The 19,961-nt window shown below is 65.0% G+C and carries 19 protein-coding genes and 1 pseudogene; 13 read left to right on the top strand and 7 right to left on the bottom strand.

What is annotated here, in order from left to right; all coding sequences use genetic code 11:
- Position 1: 1 nt before the first annotated feature.
- Together QT381_RS13055 and QT381_RS13050 are read right to left on the bottom strand one after the other, a co-directional pair.
- Positions 2 to 2,140: a PKD domain-containing protein gene (locus QT381_RS13055; RefSeq protein ID WP_289249471.1), complete on the bottom strand. Its 2,139-nt coding sequence runs from the start codon at positions 2,138 to 2,140 to the stop codon at positions 2 to 4.
- Between the two features lie 93 nt (positions 2,141 to 2,233).
- Entirely contained in the window at positions 2,234 to 2,851 is a 618-nt protein-coding gene (locus QT381_RS13050; protein WP_289249470.1) for a M15 family metallopeptidase, read from the bottom strand.
- A 620-nt stretch (positions 2,852 to 3,471) separates the two neighbouring features.
- On the opposite strand from QT381_RS13050, the gene QT381_RS13045 reads away from it, so the two are divergent.
- Positions 3,472 to 3,840 (top strand): hypothetical protein, encoded by a 369-nt coding sequence (locus tag QT381_RS13045; RefSeq protein WP_289249469.1) that lies wholly within the window; start codon positions 3,472 to 3,474, stop codon positions 3,838 to 3,840.
- A 12-nt stretch (positions 3,841 to 3,852) separates the two neighbouring features.
- On the opposite strand, the gene QT381_RS13040 is transcribed toward QT381_RS13045, so the two are convergent.
- Positions 3,853 to 4,290, bottom strand: a complete 438-nt coding sequence (locus tag QT381_RS13040; RefSeq protein WP_289249468.1) for a VanZ family protein — start codon at positions 4,288 to 4,290, stop codon at positions 3,853 to 3,855.
- 124 nt (positions 4,291 to 4,414) lie between these two features.
- Here QT381_RS13040 and QT381_RS13035 point away from each other — a divergent pair, with 124 nt between their 5' ends.
- Entirely contained in the window at positions 4,415 to 5,845 is a 1,431-nt protein-coding gene (locus QT381_RS13035; protein ID WP_289249467.1) for a tyrosine-protein kinase domain-containing protein, read from the top strand.
- Positions 5,846 to 5,876: 31 nt separating this feature from the next.
- Here the strand turns inward: QT381_RS13035 and QT381_RS13030 are convergent, their stop codons facing one another.
- Positions 5,877 to 6,254, bottom strand: a complete 378-nt coding sequence (locus QT381_RS13030) for a hypothetical protein (RefSeq protein WP_289249466.1) — start codon at positions 6,252 to 6,254, stop codon at positions 5,877 to 5,879.
- A 132-nt stretch (positions 6,255 to 6,386) separates the two neighbouring features.
- On the opposite strand from QT381_RS13030, the gene QT381_RS13025 reads away from it, so the two are divergent.
- From QT381_RS13025 to QT381_RS12975, 11 genes and pseudogenes are all read left to right on the top strand, one after another.
- On the top strand, positions 6,387 to 7,124 hold the full coding sequence (locus QT381_RS13025) for an arsenate reductase/protein-tyrosine-phosphatase family protein (RefSeq protein WP_289249465.1): 738 nt from the start codon (positions 6,387 to 6,389) through the stop codon (positions 7,122 to 7,124).
- A 181-nt stretch (positions 7,125 to 7,305) separates the two neighbouring features.
- Positions 7,306 to 7,545: a hypothetical protein gene (locus tag QT381_RS13020; RefSeq protein WP_289249464.1), complete on the top strand. Its 240-nt coding sequence runs from the start codon at positions 7,306 to 7,308 to the stop codon at positions 7,543 to 7,545.
- A 30-nt stretch (positions 7,546 to 7,575) separates the two neighbouring features.
- On the top strand, positions 7,576 to 9,033 hold the full coding sequence (locus tag QT381_RS13015; protein WP_289249463.1) for a sugar transferase: 1,458 nt from the start codon (positions 7,576 to 7,578) through the stop codon (positions 9,031 to 9,033).
- 52 nt (positions 9,034 to 9,085) lie between these two features.
- Positions 9,086 to 10,117, top strand: coding sequence for a glycosyltransferase (locus QT381_RS13010; RefSeq protein WP_289249462.1), 1,032 nt, complete (start codon positions 9,086 to 9,088; stop codon positions 10,115 to 10,117).
- Between the two features lie 98 nt (positions 10,118 to 10,215).
- The gene (locus QT381_RS13005) at positions 10,216 to 11,133 is read left to right on the top strand and encodes a glycosyltransferase family 4 protein (RefSeq protein ID WP_289249461.1); all 918 of its coding nucleotides are present in this window, start codon (positions 10,216 to 10,218) and stop codon (positions 11,131 to 11,133) included.
- Complete coding sequence (locus QT381_RS13000; RefSeq protein ID WP_289249460.1) at positions 11,025 to 12,173, top strand: polysaccharide pyruvyl transferase family protein; 1,149 nt, start codon at positions 11,025 to 11,027, stop codon at positions 12,171 to 12,173. The genes QT381_RS13005 and QT381_RS13000 overlap by 109 nt, the downstream gene beginning before the upstream one ends.
- 53 nt (positions 12,174 to 12,226) lie before the next feature.
- Positions 12,227 to 13,096, top strand: coding sequence for a glycosyltransferase family 2 protein (locus tag QT381_RS12995; RefSeq protein ID WP_289249459.1), 870 nt, complete (start codon positions 12,227 to 12,229; stop codon positions 13,094 to 13,096).
- A gap of 523 nt (positions 13,097 to 13,619) precedes the next feature.
- Positions 13,620 to 14,183 (top strand): glycosyltransferase family protein, encoded by a 564-nt coding sequence (locus QT381_RS12990; protein ID WP_289249458.1) that lies wholly within the window; start codon positions 13,620 to 13,622, stop codon positions 14,181 to 14,183.
- Entirely contained in the window at positions 14,180 to 15,637 is a 1,458-nt protein-coding gene (locus tag QT381_RS12985; RefSeq protein WP_289249457.1) for a lipopolysaccharide biosynthesis protein, read from the top strand. Before QT381_RS12990 ends, QT381_RS12985 begins: the two co-directional genes overlap by 4 nt.
- Before the next feature lie 490 nt (positions 15,638 to 16,127).
- Positions 16,128 to 16,637, top strand: a pseudogene (locus QT381_RS12980) (IS1634 family transposase); the annotation flags it as partial.
- 213 nt (positions 16,638 to 16,850) lie between these two features.
- Positions 16,851 to 17,057 carry a hypothetical protein gene (locus QT381_RS12975; RefSeq protein ID WP_289249455.1) on the top strand — a complete coding sequence of 69 codons (207 nt, stop codon included), beginning with the start codon at positions 16,851 to 16,853 and terminating at the stop codon, positions 17,055 to 17,057.
- 72 nt (positions 17,058 to 17,129) lie between these two features.
- On the opposite strand, the gene QT381_RS12970 is transcribed toward QT381_RS12975, so the two are convergent.
- From QT381_RS12970 to QT381_RS12960, 3 genes are all read right to left on the bottom strand, one after another.
- Positions 17,130 to 18,482 (bottom strand): O-antigen ligase family protein, encoded by a 1,353-nt coding sequence (locus QT381_RS12970; protein ID WP_289249454.1) that lies wholly within the window; start codon positions 18,480 to 18,482, stop codon positions 17,130 to 17,132.
- Positions 18,483 to 18,849: 367 nt separating this feature from the next.
- On the bottom strand, positions 18,850 to 19,050 hold the full coding sequence (locus QT381_RS12965) for a hypothetical protein (protein WP_289249453.1): 201 nt from the start codon (positions 19,048 to 19,050) through the stop codon (positions 18,850 to 18,852).
- Between the two features lie 535 nt (positions 19,051 to 19,585).
- A partial coding sequence (locus QT381_RS12960) for a transposase family protein (protein ID WP_289249452.1) occupies positions 19,586 to 19,961 on the bottom strand: 376 nt, incomplete at its 5' end.

The raw sequence follows: 19,961 nt of genomic DNA, 5'->3' as shown, positions 1-19,961 counted from the left end.
GCTACCTCTTCTTCGCCTTCTTCACGCGCGCGGTGGCCTTCGCGGTGACCGTCTTGGACGTGTAGCCGAGCGTGCGCGCGGTGACGGAGCACCGGATGCGATGCCGCGCGTCCGCAGCGCGCAGCCGGTAGGTGCGTGCGGTCGCCTTCGCGATCGCGCGGCCGTCGCGCGTCCAGCGATACGTGGCGGTGACGGGCCGGGACCACGAGCCCGCGGAGCAGCGCAGCTTCGAGCCGACCGCGAGACGGCCGATCACGCGCGGAGCGCGCGAGATCGCCGCCGCCGGGCCCGGGGCCACGACGAGCGCCTGGCTCGACGCGGCGGCATCCGTGTGGCCGGGAGCGCTCGCCGCCACCTCGCAGCGCACCGAGCGGCCGGCCAGGGCCGGCACGAGCCGCGACTGGGCGCCCTCGGCGATGACCGCGCCGTCGTCGCGCACCCAGCGGTAGGTGAACGTCGCCGCGGCATCCCACTGTCCGGGGGTGCAGGTCAGCAGCTCGCCGACACGCACGACGCCGCCGACGACGGGCGGCGCGACCGCGGAGAGGGTGGCCGGCGCGGGCGGCGCCGGCGGCGGGGGTTCGGGACCGTCGACGTCCTGCCCGATGAACGCGGTGTGCTCCGCGCCGTCGTTGTCGGTCACGGTGAGCGCGATGACGTAGCGCCCGTCGGCGGGGAAGTCGTGCGGGCCGCGGGCGCCGGAGGCCGTCGTGCCGTCGCCGAACGTCCAGCGGTAGCCGGTGATCCATCCGTCGGCGTCGGTCGATCCGGAGGCGTCCACGGTCACGGTGCGCTCGGCGACGTCCGAGACGACGGGCAGGGCGCGGGGTGCGGCGTTGTCGCCGGAGTCGCGGGCCGTGCCGGTCGTGAGCAGCACGTGCCGGCCGTGGGTGCTGAGCGCCGCGACCGTGAGGGCCGGGCCGGGCGGTAGCTGATCGCCCTCGTCGGTGAGCGTCACGCGATCGCTGCGGCCGAGGGTGCGGTCGTAGCGGTAGATGTCCTGGTAGGGGTCGTTGTCGGTGGTGAGCACCTTGGCCTGCGTCGAGTAGGTCACGAAGCGGCCGTCCGCCGAGATCCGCTGCGCGTACGCGCCCTCGGCCAGGGTGCCGCCCGCGTTCGTGACGCTCACTCGGGTGGTCGACCCGAGCGTGCGCGAGGTGACGAACGCGTCGAACGCGTCGTTGTCGTCGTTCACGACGAGGTTCGATGCCAGGCTCGTGTAGAGCACGGTCTGCCCGTCACCGCTGATCGACGGGAAGAACGAGTCGTCGTTGGCCTGCCCGCCGCCGGAGAGCACCGAGACCCGGGTGGTCGTGCCGGTGCTCCGGTCGCGCACGAACACGTCGCCGTGGCCGTTCGTGTCGTTCGCGACGAGGTTCGATGCCGACGAGGCGAAGGCCACGAATCGGCCGTCCGTGCTCACCGCCGCGTTCGTGCCGTTGAGCCCGGGCCAGGTGAACACCGAGCCGTTCGCGAGGGCGCCGCCGACGCCGAGGTCGACGCGCTCGACGGCGCCCGTCGCGAGATCGACGGCGAACTGACGGTCGCCCGCCGGTTCGCCGACCGCTCCGAACGACGCGCCCTGGCCCGTGAACAGCGCGACGGATGCGTCCCCGCTGATCACGGGGAACCACACGCCCGTCGACCCGGGCGCCGAGCCGTCGACGCGTGTGCTGACCATGCGCGTCGTGCCGGCCGCCAGGTCGCGGACGTAGACGAGCGAGCCGCCGGTGCCCGCGTAGCCGGCGGTGAGCACGCGCGAGCTGGAGGCGAACGCGACGACGGTGCCGTCGTCGGAGATCGACGGGCCCGAGCTCGGCCCGGATGGGGCGCCGGGCGGCGCGTCGGGCGCGGGACGGCTCACCCAGGTGATGACGTTGGTGCTCCGGTCGCGCAGGTACACGTCGTTCACCCCGTTGACGTCGCCGGGATCGAGCGCGACCGGGGTCGAGAAGGCGACGTACCGCGAGTCGCGGGTCATCGTGGCATCCGACACCGCGACGGGCGCGCCCGCGGCGTTGAGCACGTACGACGTGGTGGTCGGGCGGGCGCCGACGGCGCTCGTGGGCGCGACGAGCACGGCCGCGCTCACGACGATGACAGCTCCCAGCGCGACCCGTCCCCGCACGTGAGCGAGCATCAGGCACCCTTCCTGCCGCACAGGGTAGCGGTCGCGCGCCCAGAGGTCGAGGCTTTCTCCGCCCGGCTCCCGCGTCTCGTCCCGCGGCGGGCGCTACTTCAGGTAGTCCGGGGCGGGGGGCAGCCCGAAGTACTGCTCGAGCGTCGTCGCGCCGGAGGCGTGGTAGTCGGCGGCGAGCGCCACCCCGATGTAGCGGTAGTGCCACGGCTCGAACTCGTACCCGGTGACCGAGGTCATCCCGTCGGGAAAGCGCAGCACGAACCCGTACTTCCACGAGTTCGCGGCGAGCCATTCGCCCTGCGGGGTGTCCGCGAAGCACTGCGCGAGCGTGCACGTGGCGGGCTTCGCGCTGATGTCGATGGCGAGGCCGGTCTGGTGCTCGCTGAAGCCCGCGCGCGCGGACGTCTGGTCGGCGCTCGCCTGGCCGCGCGACGCGACCCAGCCCGCGTACACCGACTTCTGCACCGTGTAGCTGCGGTACGCGCTCTGGGACTGCATGGCGAGCCCGGTCTCGGCCGTGAACGCGGCGAACATCTTCTCCACCGCGGTTGCGGCCTCGCTGCGCATCGTCGGCGGGTTGGCGTAGGCGACCTTCACCGGGCGCAGGTCGGGCGCCGCGTAGTCGACCGGGTCGAACGGACGCGTCTTGTTCACGATCACGGTCAGGCTCGAGGCGGTGTCGATGTCGGCCGCGGCGGCGAGTGCGGTCATCGGCTTCCGCGTCCCGTCCGAGGAGCCGCCGCCGCCCGTCGCGGGCGGAGACGACGGAGAGGAAGGGGACGACGGAGACGAAGGAGACGAGGGCGACGAGGGTGCGGACGACGTCGGCGAGGAGGGCGGAGCGGATGTCGCCCCCGCGTCCGGCACGGACGGCACCGGCAGCCCGGTGGCAGCCCCCGTTCCCGCATCGTCGCCTCCCGACCCAGCGTGGGAACCAGCATCCGTCGACGTCGACCCCCCGGTGGGGAGCGCCGGGCGCTCCTGCGCGCATCCGCCGAGCAGCATGGTCGCGGCGAGTACGACGGCGAGGACGGAGACCGACACGGCGGAGGGCGAACGCACCCTGTCGAGTCTAGGCACGGGCTCGCGCCGATCCTGGGCGCGCGCGGAACGGTGTGGCCCCCGCGGCAGCGGACCCGCCGTACCGCGCGAAAAGCGCCTCGCCGCGCGCCCGCGCCGCGCCGCCCACCCCGAGAAGCGCCCCGCCGCACACCCCCCGACACGTGCCCCGCCACCCCCCGAATTGGTGTCGCGGTCGCGATACCCGGTAGAGTCTCGGCACTCCGGAAGGCGTACACCGGTGTGTGCTCTCGGGAGAATTCGGAGGAACGGTGATCGGCTACCGCGTCGCGCTCGCTCCGATGGGGCACGCCTTCGAGTCCGTGCTCATCCGGGTGATCGAGAGTGCTCACGACCTGAGCCTCACGCTGCGCGACGCGGACATCCGCACCGCGGCGCACCAGGCCGACCTCGTGATCATCGACGGCGACGCCGAGGGAGCGATCGACCAGGTGCGCCTCGCCCGGTCGCTCGGGCTCCGCGCCGTGGTGGCGACGCGGTTGAACGAGCCGCGATCCGTCGTGACGTTCATGGCGGCCGGTGCGGACGCGTGCCTCGGCACGCGCGGGCGCTCCCGCGACATCGCGGCGCAGGTGCGACTGGCCGCGTCGCGCGCGACGCTCATCGCGGAACGCGACTGACGGCATCCGCGGTCAGTGCCGGCCGCGCCGGCGACGAGCGCGAGCGCGGATGCCGCGGACGACGACCACGATGAGACCGCCGATGGCCGCCCCAGCGCTGTTCGCGATCACATCGGAGACGGATGCGGTGCGATCGGGCAGCAGCAGCGCCTGGGCGATCTCGACGAGGCTCGAGAGCACGAGACCGACCGCGACCGCCGCGAGCCAGCGCCCGCTGAGCACCGTGACGATCGCGCCCAGCGGGGCGAACATGACGACGTTCGAGAGCCGTTCGAGCCAGTCGTAGTCGAACCAGCCGAGCCCGGGCACGGCCCGCACGTTCGACACGATCGCATCCACGATCGCCGCGTACGGACGGTCCACCGGCTCGGGGCTGAGCGTGATGACCAGGATCGCGATGACGAGCACGCCGCAGGTGGTCGCGCCGATCCACCAGTGCCGAGCCGTCATCCGCTCACTGTGACACACGGCCGCCTCGTGACACACGGCCGTCACACGGCGTATGCGAGCATGGACCACATTGGAATCGACCGACGGCCGTCGACCGACCCCTGAACGAGGAGAAGGCACCCGCGTGGAGCTACGGGACTACATCCAGATCATCCGGCGCAGCTGGATCGTCATCGTGGCCGTCACCCTTCTTGGCGTGGTCGCGGCGGGGGTCGTCTCGCTGGTCACGACGCCGATCTATTCCGCGTCGACGAGCGTGTTCTTCGCCATCCAGACCGGCGGGTCGACCGCCGGCGACCTCAACTCCGGTGTGACCTACGTGCAGAACCAGGTCAAGTCGTTCTCCCAGCTCGCGACGACCGATCGGGTGCTCCAGCCGGTCATCAACGACCTGAAGCTGCCCGAGACGACGGGTCAGCTCGCCTCCCGCGTCTCCGCGACGGCTCCGCTCGACACGGTCATCATTCAGATCTCGGTCGACGACCCGTCGGCGGCGCAGGCCGCGACGCTCGCGAACGCGATCGGCCAGCGCCTCACCGAGGTGGTCGGCGAGCTCACCCAGAACGGTCAGACCACGTCACCCGTGAAGGCGAGCATCGTGCAGACGGCGAAGGAGCCGACGAGCGCGACGAGCCCCAACATCCGGCTCAATCTCGCGCTGGGCTTGCTCGTGGGGCTCGCCCTGGGCGTGGGCATCGCCGTGCTGCGGCGGGTGCTCGACGTGCGCGTGCACGGCAGCCGTGATGTCGCGGAGATCACCGACGCGTCCATCCTGGGCGGCATCATCTTCGACAACGAGGCCAGCGAGCGGCCGCTCGTCGTGCAGGTGAGCCCGCTCAGCCCGCGCGCCGAGGCGTTCCGTCAGCTGCGCACCAACCTGCAGTTCGTCGAGGTCGACGAGAAGGCGACCGGGCGCACCTTCGTCGTCACGAGCTCCGTGCCGAGCGAGGGCAAGTCGACTACAGCGGTCAACCTGGCGATCACGCTCGCCGAGGCCGGCAGCAAGGTGCTGCTCATCGACGGCGACCTGCGGCGCCCGAAGGTGGCGGAGTACATGGGCATCGAGGGCGCGGTGGGGCTCACCGACCACCTCATCGGTCAGGCCGAGCTCGAGGACGTGCTGCAGCCCTGGGGTGCGGGCAACCTCGAGATCCTGCCGGCCGGCCAGGTGCCGCCGAACCCGAGCGAGCTGCTCGGGTCGAAGGCGATGATCGCGCTCATGAAGAAGCTCGACAAGGCGTACGACATCGTGATCATCGATGCACCGCCGCTGCTGCCGGTGACGGATGCCGCGATCCTCGCCAAGCTCGTGAGCGGCGGCGCGATCATGGTCGTCGGCTCGGGCAAGATCACGAAACACCAGCTCGAGGCGGCGCTCACGAGCCTGCAGAACGTGGACGGCCGACTCGCCGGCCTGATCATGAACCTGCTTCCGGTCAAGAGCGGGGCGTACGGCTACTACGGCTATTACGGGTACTACGCCTATGCGGGATACACCCAGAACGGCGGGAGATCGAAGAAGCCCGGCCTGCTCGCGCGACTCGGCCGCCGCTAGCTACAGCTAGCTCTCGGGGCCGCGCGCGGCCTCACTCCCGGTCGTGGAACACGGTGTGCGTGATCGCGGCGACATCGCGGTCGAGGTTGTCGAAGCGCCCTTCGAGCACGGTGAACCTCGTGTCCACGGCGTCGAACCGCGCGTTCATCTCGGCGCGGAGCCCGCCGATCTCAGCGCGCACGGCTCCGAACTCACTCTTCATCTCGGCGCGGAGCCCGCCGATCTCGGTCTTCGTCTCCGAGCGCAGCCCGCCGATCTCGGACCGCAGCCCGCCGATCTCGGACCGCAGTCCGCCGATCTCCGCGCGCAGCACGCGCACGAAGGCGCCCGAGACGATTCCGATCATGCTGAACAGCATCGCGCCGACGATCCCGATGATCGTCCAGACCTGCGGTTCGGTCACGTGCACCCTCCCATCCTCGGTCACTCGCACGGAGATTGCCAGCGTCCGCCGCCGACGGGCTCGCTCAACGCCTGGCGTCAGTGCGTTCCCCGCGCGGATGCGGCCGGGGGAGGAGCAGAGCCCAGCCATAATCGAGCCATGCCCTTCCGCATCCTCACCGTGTGCACCGGCAACATCTGTCGTTCCCCGCAGGCGGAGCAGCTGCTGCGCGCGGGCTTCACCGCGGCGCACGGGACGGATGCCACGTGGCCGCTGCCCGAGGTCTCGAGCGCGGGCGTGTACGCGCTCGTGGACGAGCCGATGCCCGAGCAGGCGGCGGCGCTGTCCCGCGAGTTCGGCGGTGATCCGGACGTGCACGTCGCGCGTCAGCTGACGAAGGAGATGGTGGAGCAGAGCGACCTCATCATCGCCTTGGCGCGCGAGCACCGCGCGGCCATCGCGAAGCTCTCGCCGCGCGCGAGCCGCTACACGTTCACGCTCCGCGAGCTGGCCCGCGTCCTCGGGCCCGCGAGCGAATCGCCCCTCCCGCTGGTTGAGGAGCCCGCGAGCGCGGTGCCCCTCCCGCTGGTTGAGGAGCCCGCGAGCGCGGTGCCCCTCCCGGTGGTTGAGGAGCCCGCGAGCGCGGTGCCCCTCCCGCTGGTTGAGGAGCCCGCGAGCGAAGCGAGCCGGCGTCTCGAAACCACAACCCCCGCCCCCGGCGACTTCCCCGGCTGGCTCGCCTACGCGGCCCAGCATCGCGGCTACCACCCCGGCACGCTCGACGAAGACGACGTGATCGACCCGTACCGCCGCAGCGACGAGACGTACCGCCGCTCTGCGGAGCAGATCGTGCCGGCGGTCAGCGCGATCGTCACGCGCATCACGTCCACCCTGTGACGACGCGATGCCGGCCCCGAATGTTTCACGATGTACCCCGTATTGGTGGCAAGATTGTCTCGCGTTTGAAACATTCGACGCCCATAATGGAGGAGTCCCCCTGGTCATCCGCTCGGGGACGGCGCTAGCGCCCAGCCCTCGTCGGGCGCACCGGGGTGTGATGGTAATGGGGCGTACCGGAGTGATCATCGCGTTGATTGCGGCAGCGGTGCTTGCCGCGGTGGCGGCGTCCGCCGCCGCGATCCTGCCAGCAGGCGCTACCACGCTGAGCGCTGGCCTCGGCCTCGTGTGGTTCGCAGCCGGCGGTGTTGTGCTCGTGATCTCCCTCGTGGTCGTGCTCCGTATGAGGGCGCGCTCGCGTCGTGTTCCCGCCCCGGCGGCCGCGGAGCTCGTCGACACGCGGGTAGCGGCCGCAGCCTGACCCGTGGTGCTCTCGGCGCCGAATCGCTCCATGACTGAAACTCCCGCGCGCGCCTTCGACTGGGCTCGGCGCTACGCCCGCGGCCTGATCGCGACCGACGCGATCGTGATCGTCTGGGCGGTGTTCGGCTCGCAACTGCTCTGGTTCGGCTCCGCCCAGGTCGACGTCTCTGTGCGGGGTCGATTCAGCGCCCTCGACTTGAACTACTCGTTGGTCTCCGCGCTCCTCTCGATCGCCTGGTTCGGCTTCATCTCGGCGGCCGGTTCGCGCAGCTCGCGTGTCGTCGGGTTCGGCAGCACGGAATACCAGCGCATCATCAACCCCTCACTGATGTGCTTCGGGCTCTTTGCGATCATCGCGTACCTCTCGAAGATCGAGATCGCGCGCGGCTACTTCCTCGCCGCGCTTCCGATCGGCGGCGTCGCCTTGCTCATCTCCCGATGGGTGTGGCGTCAGTACCTCACTGTTCGCCGCGCGGGCGGCGAGCTCTCTGCCCGAGTCGTGCTGGTCGGCACGGCCGACTCGGTCGCTCCGATCGCGCGAGACCTCATCAGCACCCCGCAGGCGGGATACACGGTCGTCGGAGCATTCCTGCCCAAGAGCACAAACGTCGCCTTCGTTCCGGACACAGACGTTCCCGTTCTCGGTGACATCGGCGACGTTTCGCGCCGCCTCGACGAGGTCGGCGCCGACACCGTCGTCGTTACGAGCGCGGACAAGCTCTCGCCCGCCACTATCCGCCGACTGAGCTGGTCGCTCGAGCCCGGTCGTCAGCACCTAGTGGTGGCGCCGGGCCTCGTGGATGTTGCAGGTCCGCGCATCCACACGAGACCGGTCGCCGGCCTTCCGCTGATTCATGTGGAGACCCCGCGTTACGAGGGCGGCCGCCGCGTGATCAAGCGTCTATTCGACATCGTCGCCGGTGTCGGCCTGCTGATCGTGCTGTCCGCGCCGCTTGCGGCAATCGCCTTGACGATCCGTCTGAGCAGCGACGGGCCAGTGTTCTTCCGTCAACCTCGGGTCGGCCTGAATGGCAGCACGTTCACGATGCTGAAGTTCCGGTCGATGGTCGTCGACGCCGAGCGACTGCTCGCCGATCTGCGGGCGCAACAGACCACCGAGGGCAACGACGTCATGTTCAAGATGGCGAACGATCCACGCGTGACACCGATCGGTCGCGTCCTCCGCCGATACAGCCTCGACGAGCTGCCCCAGATCTTCAACGTACTCAAGGGCGACATGTCGCTGGTTGGCCCCCGCCCACCGCTTGTGAGTGAGGTGGAGGCGTACGAGACACACGTGAACCGTCGTTTCCTCGTCACGCCGGGTATCACCGGCCTGTGGCAGGTATCAGGCCGTTCGAACCTGTCTTGGACGGAGACGGTACGTCTCGACCTCTACTACGTTGAGAACTGGTCGCTCACCGGCGATCTTGTGATTTTGTGGCGAACCGTCCGCGCGGTCTTTGCGCGCGACGGTGCCTACTGACCTCGGCACTTAGGCGTATGAGAAGCTTCCTCTTGACTGGAGATTACAGCGCGTGACACGAATACTCCACGTCACCGAGTGCTGGGCTGGGGGCGTAAGCCGTGCTATCGAGACTATCGTTGAGCTCCTGCCAGAACATGAACATCACTTGTTGTGGGCCGGGGACGAGCGCCCTTCTCTCGATGTCTTCTCGACAGTCGAGCAGCTGCCCCCGGGATTTCTGTCGCGGGTGTCGAGTGTGCGCGAGCGCGCTGGCAACCTGGAGCCGGACGTGGTGCATGCTCATTCGAGTTGGGCTGGGGTATATTCACGGGTCGGTTCTCGTTTGAAAGCGCCCGTAGTCTACGAACCGCATTGCTACAAGTTCGACGACCCGAACTCCCCTTCAGTCATGCGTTGGGCAGTGCGCGCAGTCGAGCGCCACCTTCTCAGGCGAACGGACATGGTAGCGGTGTTGTCGCCACACGAAGCGCGCTTGACGCGCGGAATGTCGCGCCGCGTTCCAATCACTTTTGTTCCCAATGCGCCCTCATTGCCAGCACGCGCTGGCGTCGAAATCGCCGCGGTACACCGGATCGCTATGGCCGGGCGGATTGTTCCGCAAAAGGGACCAGACATATTCGCGACCGTGGCGCGACAGGTGCGCAGTCACCACCCAAACGTGGAGTTTGTCTGGATTGGTGACGGCGCCGCGGAGGCACGTGAGTCACTGACGAAGAGTGGCGTGCGCGTAACTGGCTGGCTATCTGCAGAGGGCGTGGCAAGGGAACTCGATGGTGGTACGGTGTATTTTCATTCCGCTAGCTATGAGGGATTTCCACTTTCCGTGCTCGACGCGGCCGCCCTCCAAGTACCGATCCTTGCGCGTCACATCGATGCGCTCGAAGGCACGCCCGTGCGGCTCGAGTCCGACGAAAATCTTGCGAAGGCACTAGGAGAACTCATCGACGACGAAATCGCTCGCGAGCGCGCGCGCAACGCGGGTCAGCGAATGCTCGAAACAATGAATCATTCCGCGCAACGGCGTAGTCTCGTGGCTCTTTACGAAAACGTTAGTCAAAAGAATCGGGGTGAATCGCGTTGAAGGTCTGGCTTCCTGATCGCATCGTAAATCGACCAACGGGCGGGAATACGACGTATGCGCGCAGACTGATGCGCGGACTTACGGAGCGCGAAATTCCCGTGGGACTCATTCCGGCAAGCTCGCACCCCGCGCTAACGATGGGCGCCGAAACAGCCTTCGGGCTGCGAAAGCGAGCGGGCGTACTGCACTATTGCGCCGACACGGGACCGCTGGTGCGCACGCGCACACCATCAGTCGTGACGGTGCACGGCGTCGCCAGTCGATGGATCAACGTGGCCCGGACATCTCGCCAAGAATCGACGTGGCGTCAACGTGTGAATCGAGCGATTAGCTCGACGCAGGCGCTTATCACGGTGTCGGAATCGAGCGCCGACGATGTCGCCGACATTTTCAACCTTGATCGATCCGAAATAGTTGTCATTCCACATGGAGTTGATTTCGAAAAATTTGCGACGCGAGTTGATCTTTCCGCCGAACTGAAGGAGCGACTGCCCGTGGAGTTCGCTCTTTACCTCGGAAATATTGAGCCGCGAAAGAACCTTGTTGAGCTCTCGGGGGCGTTCGGGCAAAACGCCCCCGGCGGGTTGCCTCTCGTAGTCGCCGGCCGGCAGGCGTGGAATTTCGAGGAATCAGAGGCCGCGTTCGCTGCTAACTCGAACATTATCCGAGTCGGATACGTGTCTGACCAAGATCGACGGGCTCTGTTGCAGCGCGCCACAGTGTTTGTTTTTCCGAGTCTATATGAAGGGTTTGGGTTTCCGGTGCTCGAGGCTCTTGCCGCGGGGACGCCCGTCGTAACATCGCGACGAGGCGCGCTCGCGGAAGTCGCGGGCCCATCATGGACCACAGACGATTTGTCGGCAAATGGGATCCGAGAGGCGGTCGATTGCGCGCTGCGGGATGACGAATGGCTGCGCGGGATTGGCAAGGCTGGACAGCGGTGGGCGACCACATTCAACTGGGACCGCAGCGTCGAAGCGCACATTGCACTGTACGAGAGGGTGGCCGGGCTGTGAGGGTCCTTCTGCTACACGGCTACAGCGCGAGTAACGCTGGCGACGGTCTTCTTGTGACGGAAAGTCTAGCGCTACTCAAAGAGGCTCTCGACGACCCCATATTTACCATAGTGGCACTTCACCCCGCGACCTTTGCGGGCATTGATGCAACGGTGGTCGACGCGACGCCTTCGCTCCGCGGGTCCACGCCGGAATTGCGCGCGGTGCTACGCGAAATCGATTCATTTGACCTCGTCGTAGGGGTCGGTGGCGGCTACTTGCGAGCCGGCACCCTGAACGAGGGAGTTAAAACTGCGCTTGCGCACGGGGCTCAGCTGCGAGCCGCCGCACGTCGTACCGGCCCAACAATCTACTTGCCACAGAGCGTCGGACCGTTCCGCGGAGCAGCCGGAATTTGGCTGCGAAGGCAAATCATTCGGCTGCCGGAAATTCACCTCCGTGACGATCGCAGCATTAAGGAGTTGTCGAGCCCGAGGGCAATTCGGTCACCAGATTTAGCTGTCATGGCGTCCGACACTGCTTCGCGCATGAGCGAATCTGTCGACCCCACACCCATCATCTCCATCCGCTCGGTCCACGGTCGAGTTCCGCCGCGAACGCTCGAGCTGGCTTCGCGTCTCGGTGTTCATGACGCCTACATTCAAAGCCGCGGGCGCGGTAACGACGACGTGGCAGCAACCTCGCTATTGCGTCCGCGTCGCCTCGTGAGTCGCGAAGAATTGATGGGTGGAGAACGGAGACGCGTGATCGTCGCGGTTCGACTGCATGCCGCGCTCATGGCCCTGAATGCTGGACATTATGTGGTGCATCTCGCATACGAGCGCAAGGGATTTGGCGCATACGAAGATTTGGGACTGTCCGGGTATGTTTTCAATGTAAACGACTTCAACGTTAGCGCGATCCAGGAACGGGTGCTCGAATTGCTCGAGAATGTGGAAGTGCGTGATGTCTACGACCGCGCACTAACCGGGGCCCGCGAAGCCGCGAGCAATTCGCGCAAAGCGCTGGCAGCCGCGATTCGTGAGCGAGCAAGCGGATGAATTTCGCCCGGCGGAATGGCGCGATGAATGCGGCCTATAAGGCGGGGTGCTAAATGTTTTCAGTAGTGATTCCGGCGTATCGGGCCGATTTGACAATTAGGCGCGCGATTTTATCTGCTCGCGAGTGCGGTGCGACAGAAATCATCGTAGTCGAAGACGGATCCGTTGGCGCAACCCGTGAGATCGTGGCTGATCTGGGCGCTCGCTACGAGTGGCAAGAGAATCGGGGGGCCTACTGGGCTCGGCTCACCGGTGCCAAGTTGTGCACGATGGAGTTCCTCGTCTTTCTCGATGCAGATGACGAGATGGTTCCAGGTGGAGTAATTAGAAATCTCGAGAAGCTTCGAAGAGATCATAATATCTCAGTGGCTGCTGGTACTGTTATCGGCGTGGATGCCAATGGTGGCGAACATCAGTTTCCGGTGCGCTACCGACCGGTCGATACAGAGTCATTGCTGCGGGTTGGCTTTGGCCCGTGGCCACCGGGAGCTGCGATGATCAGACGGTCGGCGCTAGAAGATGCTAATGAGGTCTCTCCCGATCCGATCGAGACGCGTTACGCCGACGACTATCAACTCCTAATTCGTCTGTCACGAACGGGAACCATTGCAGTCTCGGATGCCGCGGCGTGCCGCTATTCACTCGCCGGTGGGAAATCAGCGCGCTCGGCGTTTGCTGCGATCAGCGCGAAAGAAGCGATAAGGGCTCATTACGCCGGAGCGTGGAACATCCCGGTAGAGCTGATGAGTAGTAGAGCCATCCGAAGTGCCAGCGATGCCAGACGGGCTCGTGCAAATTGGGCCGAGCACCGCTGGGCTCGAGCGGCTCTTCTGATGGCTCGCAGTGCGATGCTTGACCTTCCGCGAGTGGCGCGGTCTGCGCGTCGTCGAACGGTGTTCCGTTTAAAGAATTGGAGGGCGTGATTTGAGATCTACCCCCGTGTTTGCTTGGGCAACTGGTCAGTTGGATAACATAGGGGACTCCTTGTTGCGACGACCCTATCTCAGCGCGCTTCGCAAGGTTGGTCCCCTGCATGTGTGGACCAACCGCGCGCCCGCAAGCTTCCTGACCGGCCTTGGTTTAGTTGAGGGCGAGCACTCTGACACAACCTTTGGAGGCTGGTATCGAAGAGCCTGGCGCGCGACTGTCCGTCAGCCGGTGGTATTGGCATTGAATGCCGGCGAGGTGCCGGTTTCGCGGAGAGGCGCAGTGCGACTCGCGCTTCTTGTGATTCTCGGAGCGGCTGTGCAAGCGCGCGGTGGTCGGGTTGTTTGGATGGGTGCTGGTGTTCCCGACAGTGACCAGAAACTACTCAGTGTGCCTTATCGGGCGGGCGCCCGACTTGCGAGCGCCCCAAGCTTCCGCACCCAAGCGACAGTCCGTGCGCTGGGTGGCACCGTGCAACCAGATTGGGCCTTTCGTTTAGGGACGGATGTAAACGATTGGGTGGGCGAGGAAGAACGGCAGCTCTTGTCTCTTGTAATGCGAGGCGATCGCGCCGCGCCGTCAGAGAGTTGGATCGCGTGGGTACGTTCGGGTGCGGAGAATCTGGGACTCGAGGTCCACGTGGTTGTTCAGGTCGAGCGTGACGCGGCAAGAGGGGAAGAACTCGCTGCCGCCCTCGGTGGCCACGTTGTTCAATTCGCCAGCAGCGATCATGCAATCCACGAAGCGAAGGTTCGTTCCATCTATCGTCGATCGCTTATCACCATCGGCGACCGTTTGCATGGTCTGATCGTAGCCGCTTCGGAGGGTTCGGTGCCAATTGGATGGGTGGAGACTTCCACGGGAAAAATCGCGGCGCACTTCAATGCAGTGGGTCTCGAATATGTCGGCGCGCGGGAGGGTTGGTCCTCGTCATCTGAGCCCCTAACGCGTGAGTGGGTCCGGGGTCGTGAACGGGAATTGCGCACCCGGATCGATGATGCGCGAAAGCGCCTTATCTCGACCGAGTCCGCGCTTGCTGTGGACGCCGTGGCACTAAAACAAAATGAAGGGTCACGTCGTTGACCAACGGTGAGAGCTATGGTCGTCGGGCGTTGGGTGGCGCGTCCGTGACACTGGCGGGTCAGGGTGTACGTCTGGCCGTTCTTCTGGTGACGAACGTCGTACTCTCGCGCCTGCTTTCGCCTACGGACTTTGGATTGATGGCGTTAGTGCTAACAGTGGTCGCGCTCGGCGATCTAATTCGGGACTTTGGATTGTCAATCTCCGTGGCGCGTGCCGTTGATATAAGTCGGGATCAAAAGGCCAATCTCTTCTGGGTCAATACAGCTCTGGGTGGGCTCATCGCCGTCGCCGTTGCGCTTGCCGCACCGGTCTTGGCGCACCTGTTCTCTCAGCCACCCCTGCGACCGATGCTTCAGGTCACGTCTATCTACTTTCTGCTCGCTGGCATTTCGACGCAGTTTCGTGCTGAAATCAATAGACGACTTGAGTTCACGAGGCTGGCCATCGTCGATACTGCTCCATCAATACTGGGGCTCGGCGTCGCCATCGCAATCGCAGTTTGGACTGGGAATTATTGGGCGCTAGTGGCGCAGCAGATCGCGACGGGTGCGACGATGCTTCTGATGGCGGCGGTGATGGCATCTTGGCGGCCGGGCTTGCCGAATCGAAAGGGTGACATACGGGAGTTTGTCCGATATGCGGCGGGACTGCTGGGAACCCAAGGCATTGCCTATTTCACGCGCAACGTTGACAATATTGCGCTCGGGTACTTCGCCGGACCCGCGGCGTTGGGTGTCTACAGCCGGGCGTATCAGTTGCTGATGGTCCCGCTTAATCAAATCTCTGCACCGCTCACGCGGGTTGTTGTCCCAATACTCACCAGGACCGCCTCGCAGCCCGATCGCTATGAGAACTACATGCGTGCGGGCCAGCTGGGCGGGGGAATTTTCCTAAGCATTCTCTACGCGTTCGGTATCGGGGCGGCGGCGCCACTAATTCAACTTGTGTTTGGTGCACAATGGGGGAGTATGGTTCCAATATTTCAGGCCCTTGCTGTCGGTGGCATATTTCGCGCCCTGAATCAGGTTACATTTTGGGCATATCTCGCAACAGGTAAGACAACCGAGCAATTTCGGTTTTATTTGATTTCGCAACCGCTTATTGTTATTGCGATCATCGCGGGAGTGCCGTTTGGCGCATTTGGAGTAGCTGTGGGCCATTCTGTTGGCTACGCGGTGAATTGGTTGATTTCGATGTGGTGGTGCGGTAGAAAGACTGGTTTACGTGCGGGCCATTTGGTCCTAAATGCCACCGCAGGCGCCGCATTGTTTGTGGTACCCGTGTGGGCAATTGCCGCTGTCGGGGTTCAATTCATAGCGAATGATGTTGTTGCGGTGTTATCCACTTTTGTGCTAGCAGCAGGATGGTGCGCGCTGGTGGCGACGGTTGTCCCGCCGGGTAAGAGAATGGTCGCTTCAGTACGCGGGGTGATTCGCTTTCGAGGAAAAAGGTAGGGTTTTGTTGTTCGACTTGGCGCCGCGCTGACGTCGAACAATGCCAGTCCCGACCTTTGGTGGCTCTTCTGACTTCGGGTGGGGGTGGTGGGGTCGGGGCCTCCGGCGATGAGGAGCATTCTGAGTCGGTAGGTGTCGTAGTTGGTGATGCCGTGGGCGACGCGGCGGGCAAGTTCGACCTGACTTTGATCACTCAGGTGGCTGGATGCGGTTTCGAGGCCCATGATCTGCGTGTTTCCGGGCCTGTTGCTGCTCGTTCGGGGCACTAAGTCGGGTTCCTAGACTTGCCTCGTGGGCCTCTACGTGCGTCGCGTACGGACGGCATCGGGGGCAACGGCGGTCCAGATCGCGTCGAAGCAGCGCGGTGTCCGCACGATCGTGGAGCACCTCGGGTCCGCGCATGACGAGGTCGAGCTCGCCGCGTTGGTCGCGGCAGCGCGGGCGAAGATCACGGCCGGGCAGGTCGCGTTCGGCCTCGATGTGCTCACCCCGCGAATGCCGCGACAACCGGACCCTGAACCTGCAGATCGAACGTGCCCAGGAAGTCGCCGACGGCAAACGCCCGATCAAGAAGGACCGATTCGTCACGTTCACCGGCGACAAGCCCGGCATCAACCAAGACCGCATCGATCAGGCCCGGATCGTGATCGGGCTGAAGGGCTACGTCACCAACATCCCCGCCGACAAGATGGACGGCCCGGCCGTCGCTGCGGCGTATCAGGACCTGTTCCAGGTCGAGAAGTCCTTCCGGATGGCCAAGACCGACCTCCGCGCCCGACCGATCTTCCACCACAAGAAGGACTCCATCGAGGCGCATCTCACGATCGTGTTCGCCGCCCTCGCCATCGCCCGCGACCTCCAAAACCGCACCGGCGTGAGGATCCGGCGCATCGTCCACGAGCTGAAGCCGCTGCGCGACGTGACGATCAACGCGCTCGGCCACGACCTCACCGCCACCACGCCGCCGACTCCCGAGGTCGCCGAGATCCTCGCCAGCCTCGAACGCCAAGAACGCCCGTCAGCGGGGCACCAACTTGATCGAAGTCAGGTCGGGCCGCTGCGAGATGGCGAGACGGACATGAGGATCAACAGGCTCAGACCGGGTCACCCACCAATCTGACCGGTCGAAGTGTCACCACCAACGCACCGGGAAGTGTTACCGATGTCCTGATGCAGATCGGTCACCGATGTCCTGCGAGATGACAACACGATCGTGTTCGCCGCCCTGGCGATCGGCCGCGACCTCGCGAACCGCGCCGGCGTCTCGATCCGCCGCATCGTCCGCGAGCTGAAACCGCTGCGCGACGTCATGATCAACGCGCGTGGCCACGACCTCTCCGCCACCACCCCGCCAGGCCCGGCAGCCGCAGAGATCCTCGAGGCGCTCAAACGGCCGGACCGCAAATCAGCGAGGCACTAAAACGGCACGAGTTAGGTCGGAAAATCCCGCCACCCGTCCCGGGCGAACGCCGCCGACCTTCTTTCACATTGGCTACACCCTCAACGGGGAAGAGCCCCTTCTGGCCAACCGTTCGGCACGCAAGCTGTACTCCGTTTCGCGCATATCGGCCGCGGGAACTGTCGACAAGTATGCGATTGTAAGCCAAATCGGCAATACAGTCCACGCGGGCGTCGCGTTAAGGCCAATGGCAACGAAAGCCGCAAGGGCCAGGTCCGCGCGGAACGAATTGCGAAGTCGCCACAACTGCATTAGAAGGAGCGCGGCAAATGCCACGAATGCTATGACGCCCAGCTCAGAAATGATCTGAGCGTAAGCGCTATTTGCAATAGGACGGGTGATGCCTGAGTTGATATTGGACGGCAATCCGCTGAGGTCAGCGTAGGTGCTGTACCAGAATCCGTATCGACCTGGACCTACGCCGAGAAATGGATGGTGAAATCCCATATCAAACCCCGTCTCAATGTTCAGGGTCCTGGACCTACGTGAATACAGGACATTGGACGCAGAGCCATCAGCATCCACGAACCCGAGCTTGCCCAGTTGGCGAAGGACGTATGTGTTGACTGAAGGAATCACTGTGAATGCAGTGGCGGCGACCAGGCCAGCAAAGGCAACGGCCGTAGTGATTATTCCAGTGGGTCGTGTCACCACGATCAAAAGCAGGGCCGCGACTACGCCCACGAGACCGGTCGTTGACTCCGAATAAAATAGGCAGAAAACACTCGCAATGATCCCCCACTTGTCGCGCCGCTTTATGGAGGTAAATAGACCGACTCCAGAGAAAAACCCCAAATAATTCCCCTCCAGGAATGGTCCATTTCGCGTCAATTGCAGGCCGTACGCGGTTCCAATTTGATTTTCACCATTCACAAGGGTGACAATCGAACTTGCGCCCGCAAGGAACAGTCCGAGTTGGATAATGCAGTATATCGCCGCAAGACGGACTGCAAGACCGAGTCCGCGCCCGATCCAGTCGGGGCCCAGCCGCGTGCCTACGAACCAACAGACCAGAAGTACCAGCATCCCGTATGCGCAATACTGAACAAGGTCACCGTTTAGGCCGCCCGAGTACCCGGGCGCCGACTCTGCCGGTGGAGTGAGGAAAAGCTGCCACACTGTCGAGGCGAGCACAAGAATTGCGAGAACTCCAACAAGTGAAACACCGACGAATTTGATGGCCGGCGCTCGCCTCTCGACAAGCAAAAGAATCAGGCCGAGTATCGCCGTGATTTCGCTCATCTTCAGCGGGAAGCCTACGGTGAGTGTGAGAGCCTGTTGGAACGGAACGAGTATAACGGCAAAGTAGAGGAGCCTTTCGGCTAGTGCAGGGGGCAGACGAGTGAGCGGCATGCTCTGACCTCCGGTCTTGTTGAGTGTGGACATCGATATGCGAATGCTTCCAGAGCCCTCCCACGGATTCACCAGGCCTCAGCCCAGGTTCATGAGAGCTGCCGTCAACCTTGACAATACCTGCCCACACTCCGGCCAGGTTTCGATCGAGCCGGTGCACTCGCGTGGTTCGGAGGGGACCTGCCCGGCTCCCCGGTTACGAGCCCGCGGGCCACGGGCGTGAGGCGGGTACCACTGGATTCGGGCTCTCCGGACATCAGGTGGGATCGAGTTCGCTGGCGATGAGGAGCACGCGGCGTCGGTGCGTACTTCAGCTGGCGAACCCGCGGGCGGCGCGCCGGGTGAGTCCGACGAGTGCGTTCACGGCCTCGGTGCTGCCGTTGGCGCACCGGTCTGAGCTTCATTTGGCCAGAAACGCGGGCGGCCACTGGGTCAGGATGCGTCCGAGGGGGGCGAGCTCGGGGATCGGGTAGGACGGCAATGACTCGAGCACGTGCTCGTCGATATTGCGCTCTTCAACGAGAAGCTGATGCCCGTACACGTTACGTCGGGGCTGCGCGGTCTGCCGGGCGAGCTCGCCATCGATATGCGTCTCCGTCACCGCGAATGCAGCGTCGAGTCAGTGCTGTTGCCGGGAGCTGTTCCCGTTCGGCGCGGAGGAAGATGGGGAGTCCTGTGGCGCGGTCGCCCTCCCGGCCGCGATATCCGGCGCGTCCTGCTGGACGCAGCGGCGGACCTTGCCGAGTGCTGCGCTGCCTAGACTCGCGACAGGGAACCCGTCGAGCACGGCAATGTTGTCGTAGCGTCGTCGAGCGCCTTCTTGTATCCGGTGAACGGGTCAAGCGTCGAGACCCGTACCCGTCGCGTAACGCACCCCCGCGCTCACCGGGCCAGTCGGCGTGGGCCCACGCGAACCGGCCTGGGCACGAGGTCCATCTGCCTGGCACGGACGCGTCCTGTAAGGGTCGCGGGTCGGATCGACTATCCGGGTGAGTTCCTTCGGCCCGGGCCCTCCGTCAGCGACAGCTTCGTGGAGACATTGTGTGCCAGAGGTGCACGTCGACCCCGAGCGTGCTGACCCCAGCGAGGCGTGACTCGTCCGCGGCGCGCTTGTCGAGCACCGGGTTGACGTGACTTCACACGGTCTTCCACGACACCCCGAGGTGCCGGGCGATGCCCTGCACCGAGGTGCTATCCCGCCGCATGCGCCCGACTCCTACGAGAACGTCAGGGCCGTGAGTTGCGCCGCGGGGCTGCGGCAGCGGCGGCGTGCTCGGTGAACGCCCGCTTCGCGCACGCTTCATCGATCTACCAAAACCGGGCACTTGGGGTGAGTCCCATAGTGTGGTGTCACTTCCCGCGGGGTCCTCGTCGTCGTTGACGTTGGAGGGGCCACCGTGGGATGACCAGTTGTTTCCGGCAAGAAGCAAAGAAGAGATCCCACGATGACCCAGCACCAGTCTGCCTTGACGACCCTGATCGGCGAAGTCCTCGCTGACCCCGACCTTGCCC

It is taken from the genome of Galbitalea sp. SE-J8 (genome assembly GCF_030345695.1).
Lineage (GTDB): Bacteria > Actinomycetota > Actinomycetes > Actinomycetales > Microbacteriaceae > JAUASV01.
This window is presented reverse-complemented; position numbering and strand designations above follow the sequence as displayed.

Excerpts from the sequence above, each read along its gene's own strand:
- QT381_RS13000 (WP_289249460.1), top strand. The coding sequence starts at position 11,025 with ATGGCTGCGCGGGATTGGCAAGGCTGGACAGCGGTGGGCGACCACATT.
- QT381_RS13015 (WP_289249463.1), top strand. The coding sequence starts at position 7,576 with ATGACTGAAACTCCCGCGCGCGCCTTCGACTGGGCTCGGCGCTACGCC.
- QT381_RS13055 (WP_289249471.1), bottom strand. The coding sequence starts at position 2,140 with ATGCTCGCTCACGTGCGGGGACGGGTCGCGCTGGGAGCTGTCATCGTC.
- QT381_RS13025 (WP_289249465.1), top strand. The coding sequence starts at position 6,387 with ATGCCCTTCCGCATCCTCACCGTGTGCACCGGCAACATCTGTCGTTCC.
- QT381_RS13040 (WP_289249468.1), bottom strand. The coding sequence starts at position 4,290 with ATGACGGCTCGGCACTGGTGGATCGGCGCGACCACCTGCGGCGTGCTC.
- QT381_RS12995 (WP_289249459.1), top strand. The coding sequence starts at position 12,227 with ATGTTTTCAGTAGTGATTCCGGCGTATCGGGCCGATTTGACAATTAGG.
- QT381_RS13050 (WP_289249470.1), bottom strand. The coding sequence starts at position 2,851 with ATGACCGCACTCGCCGCCGCGGCCGACATCGACACCGCCTCGAGCCTG.
- QT381_RS12970 (WP_289249454.1), bottom strand. The coding sequence starts at position 18,482 with ATGTCCACACTCAACAAGACCGGAGGTCAGAGCATGCCGCTCACTCGT.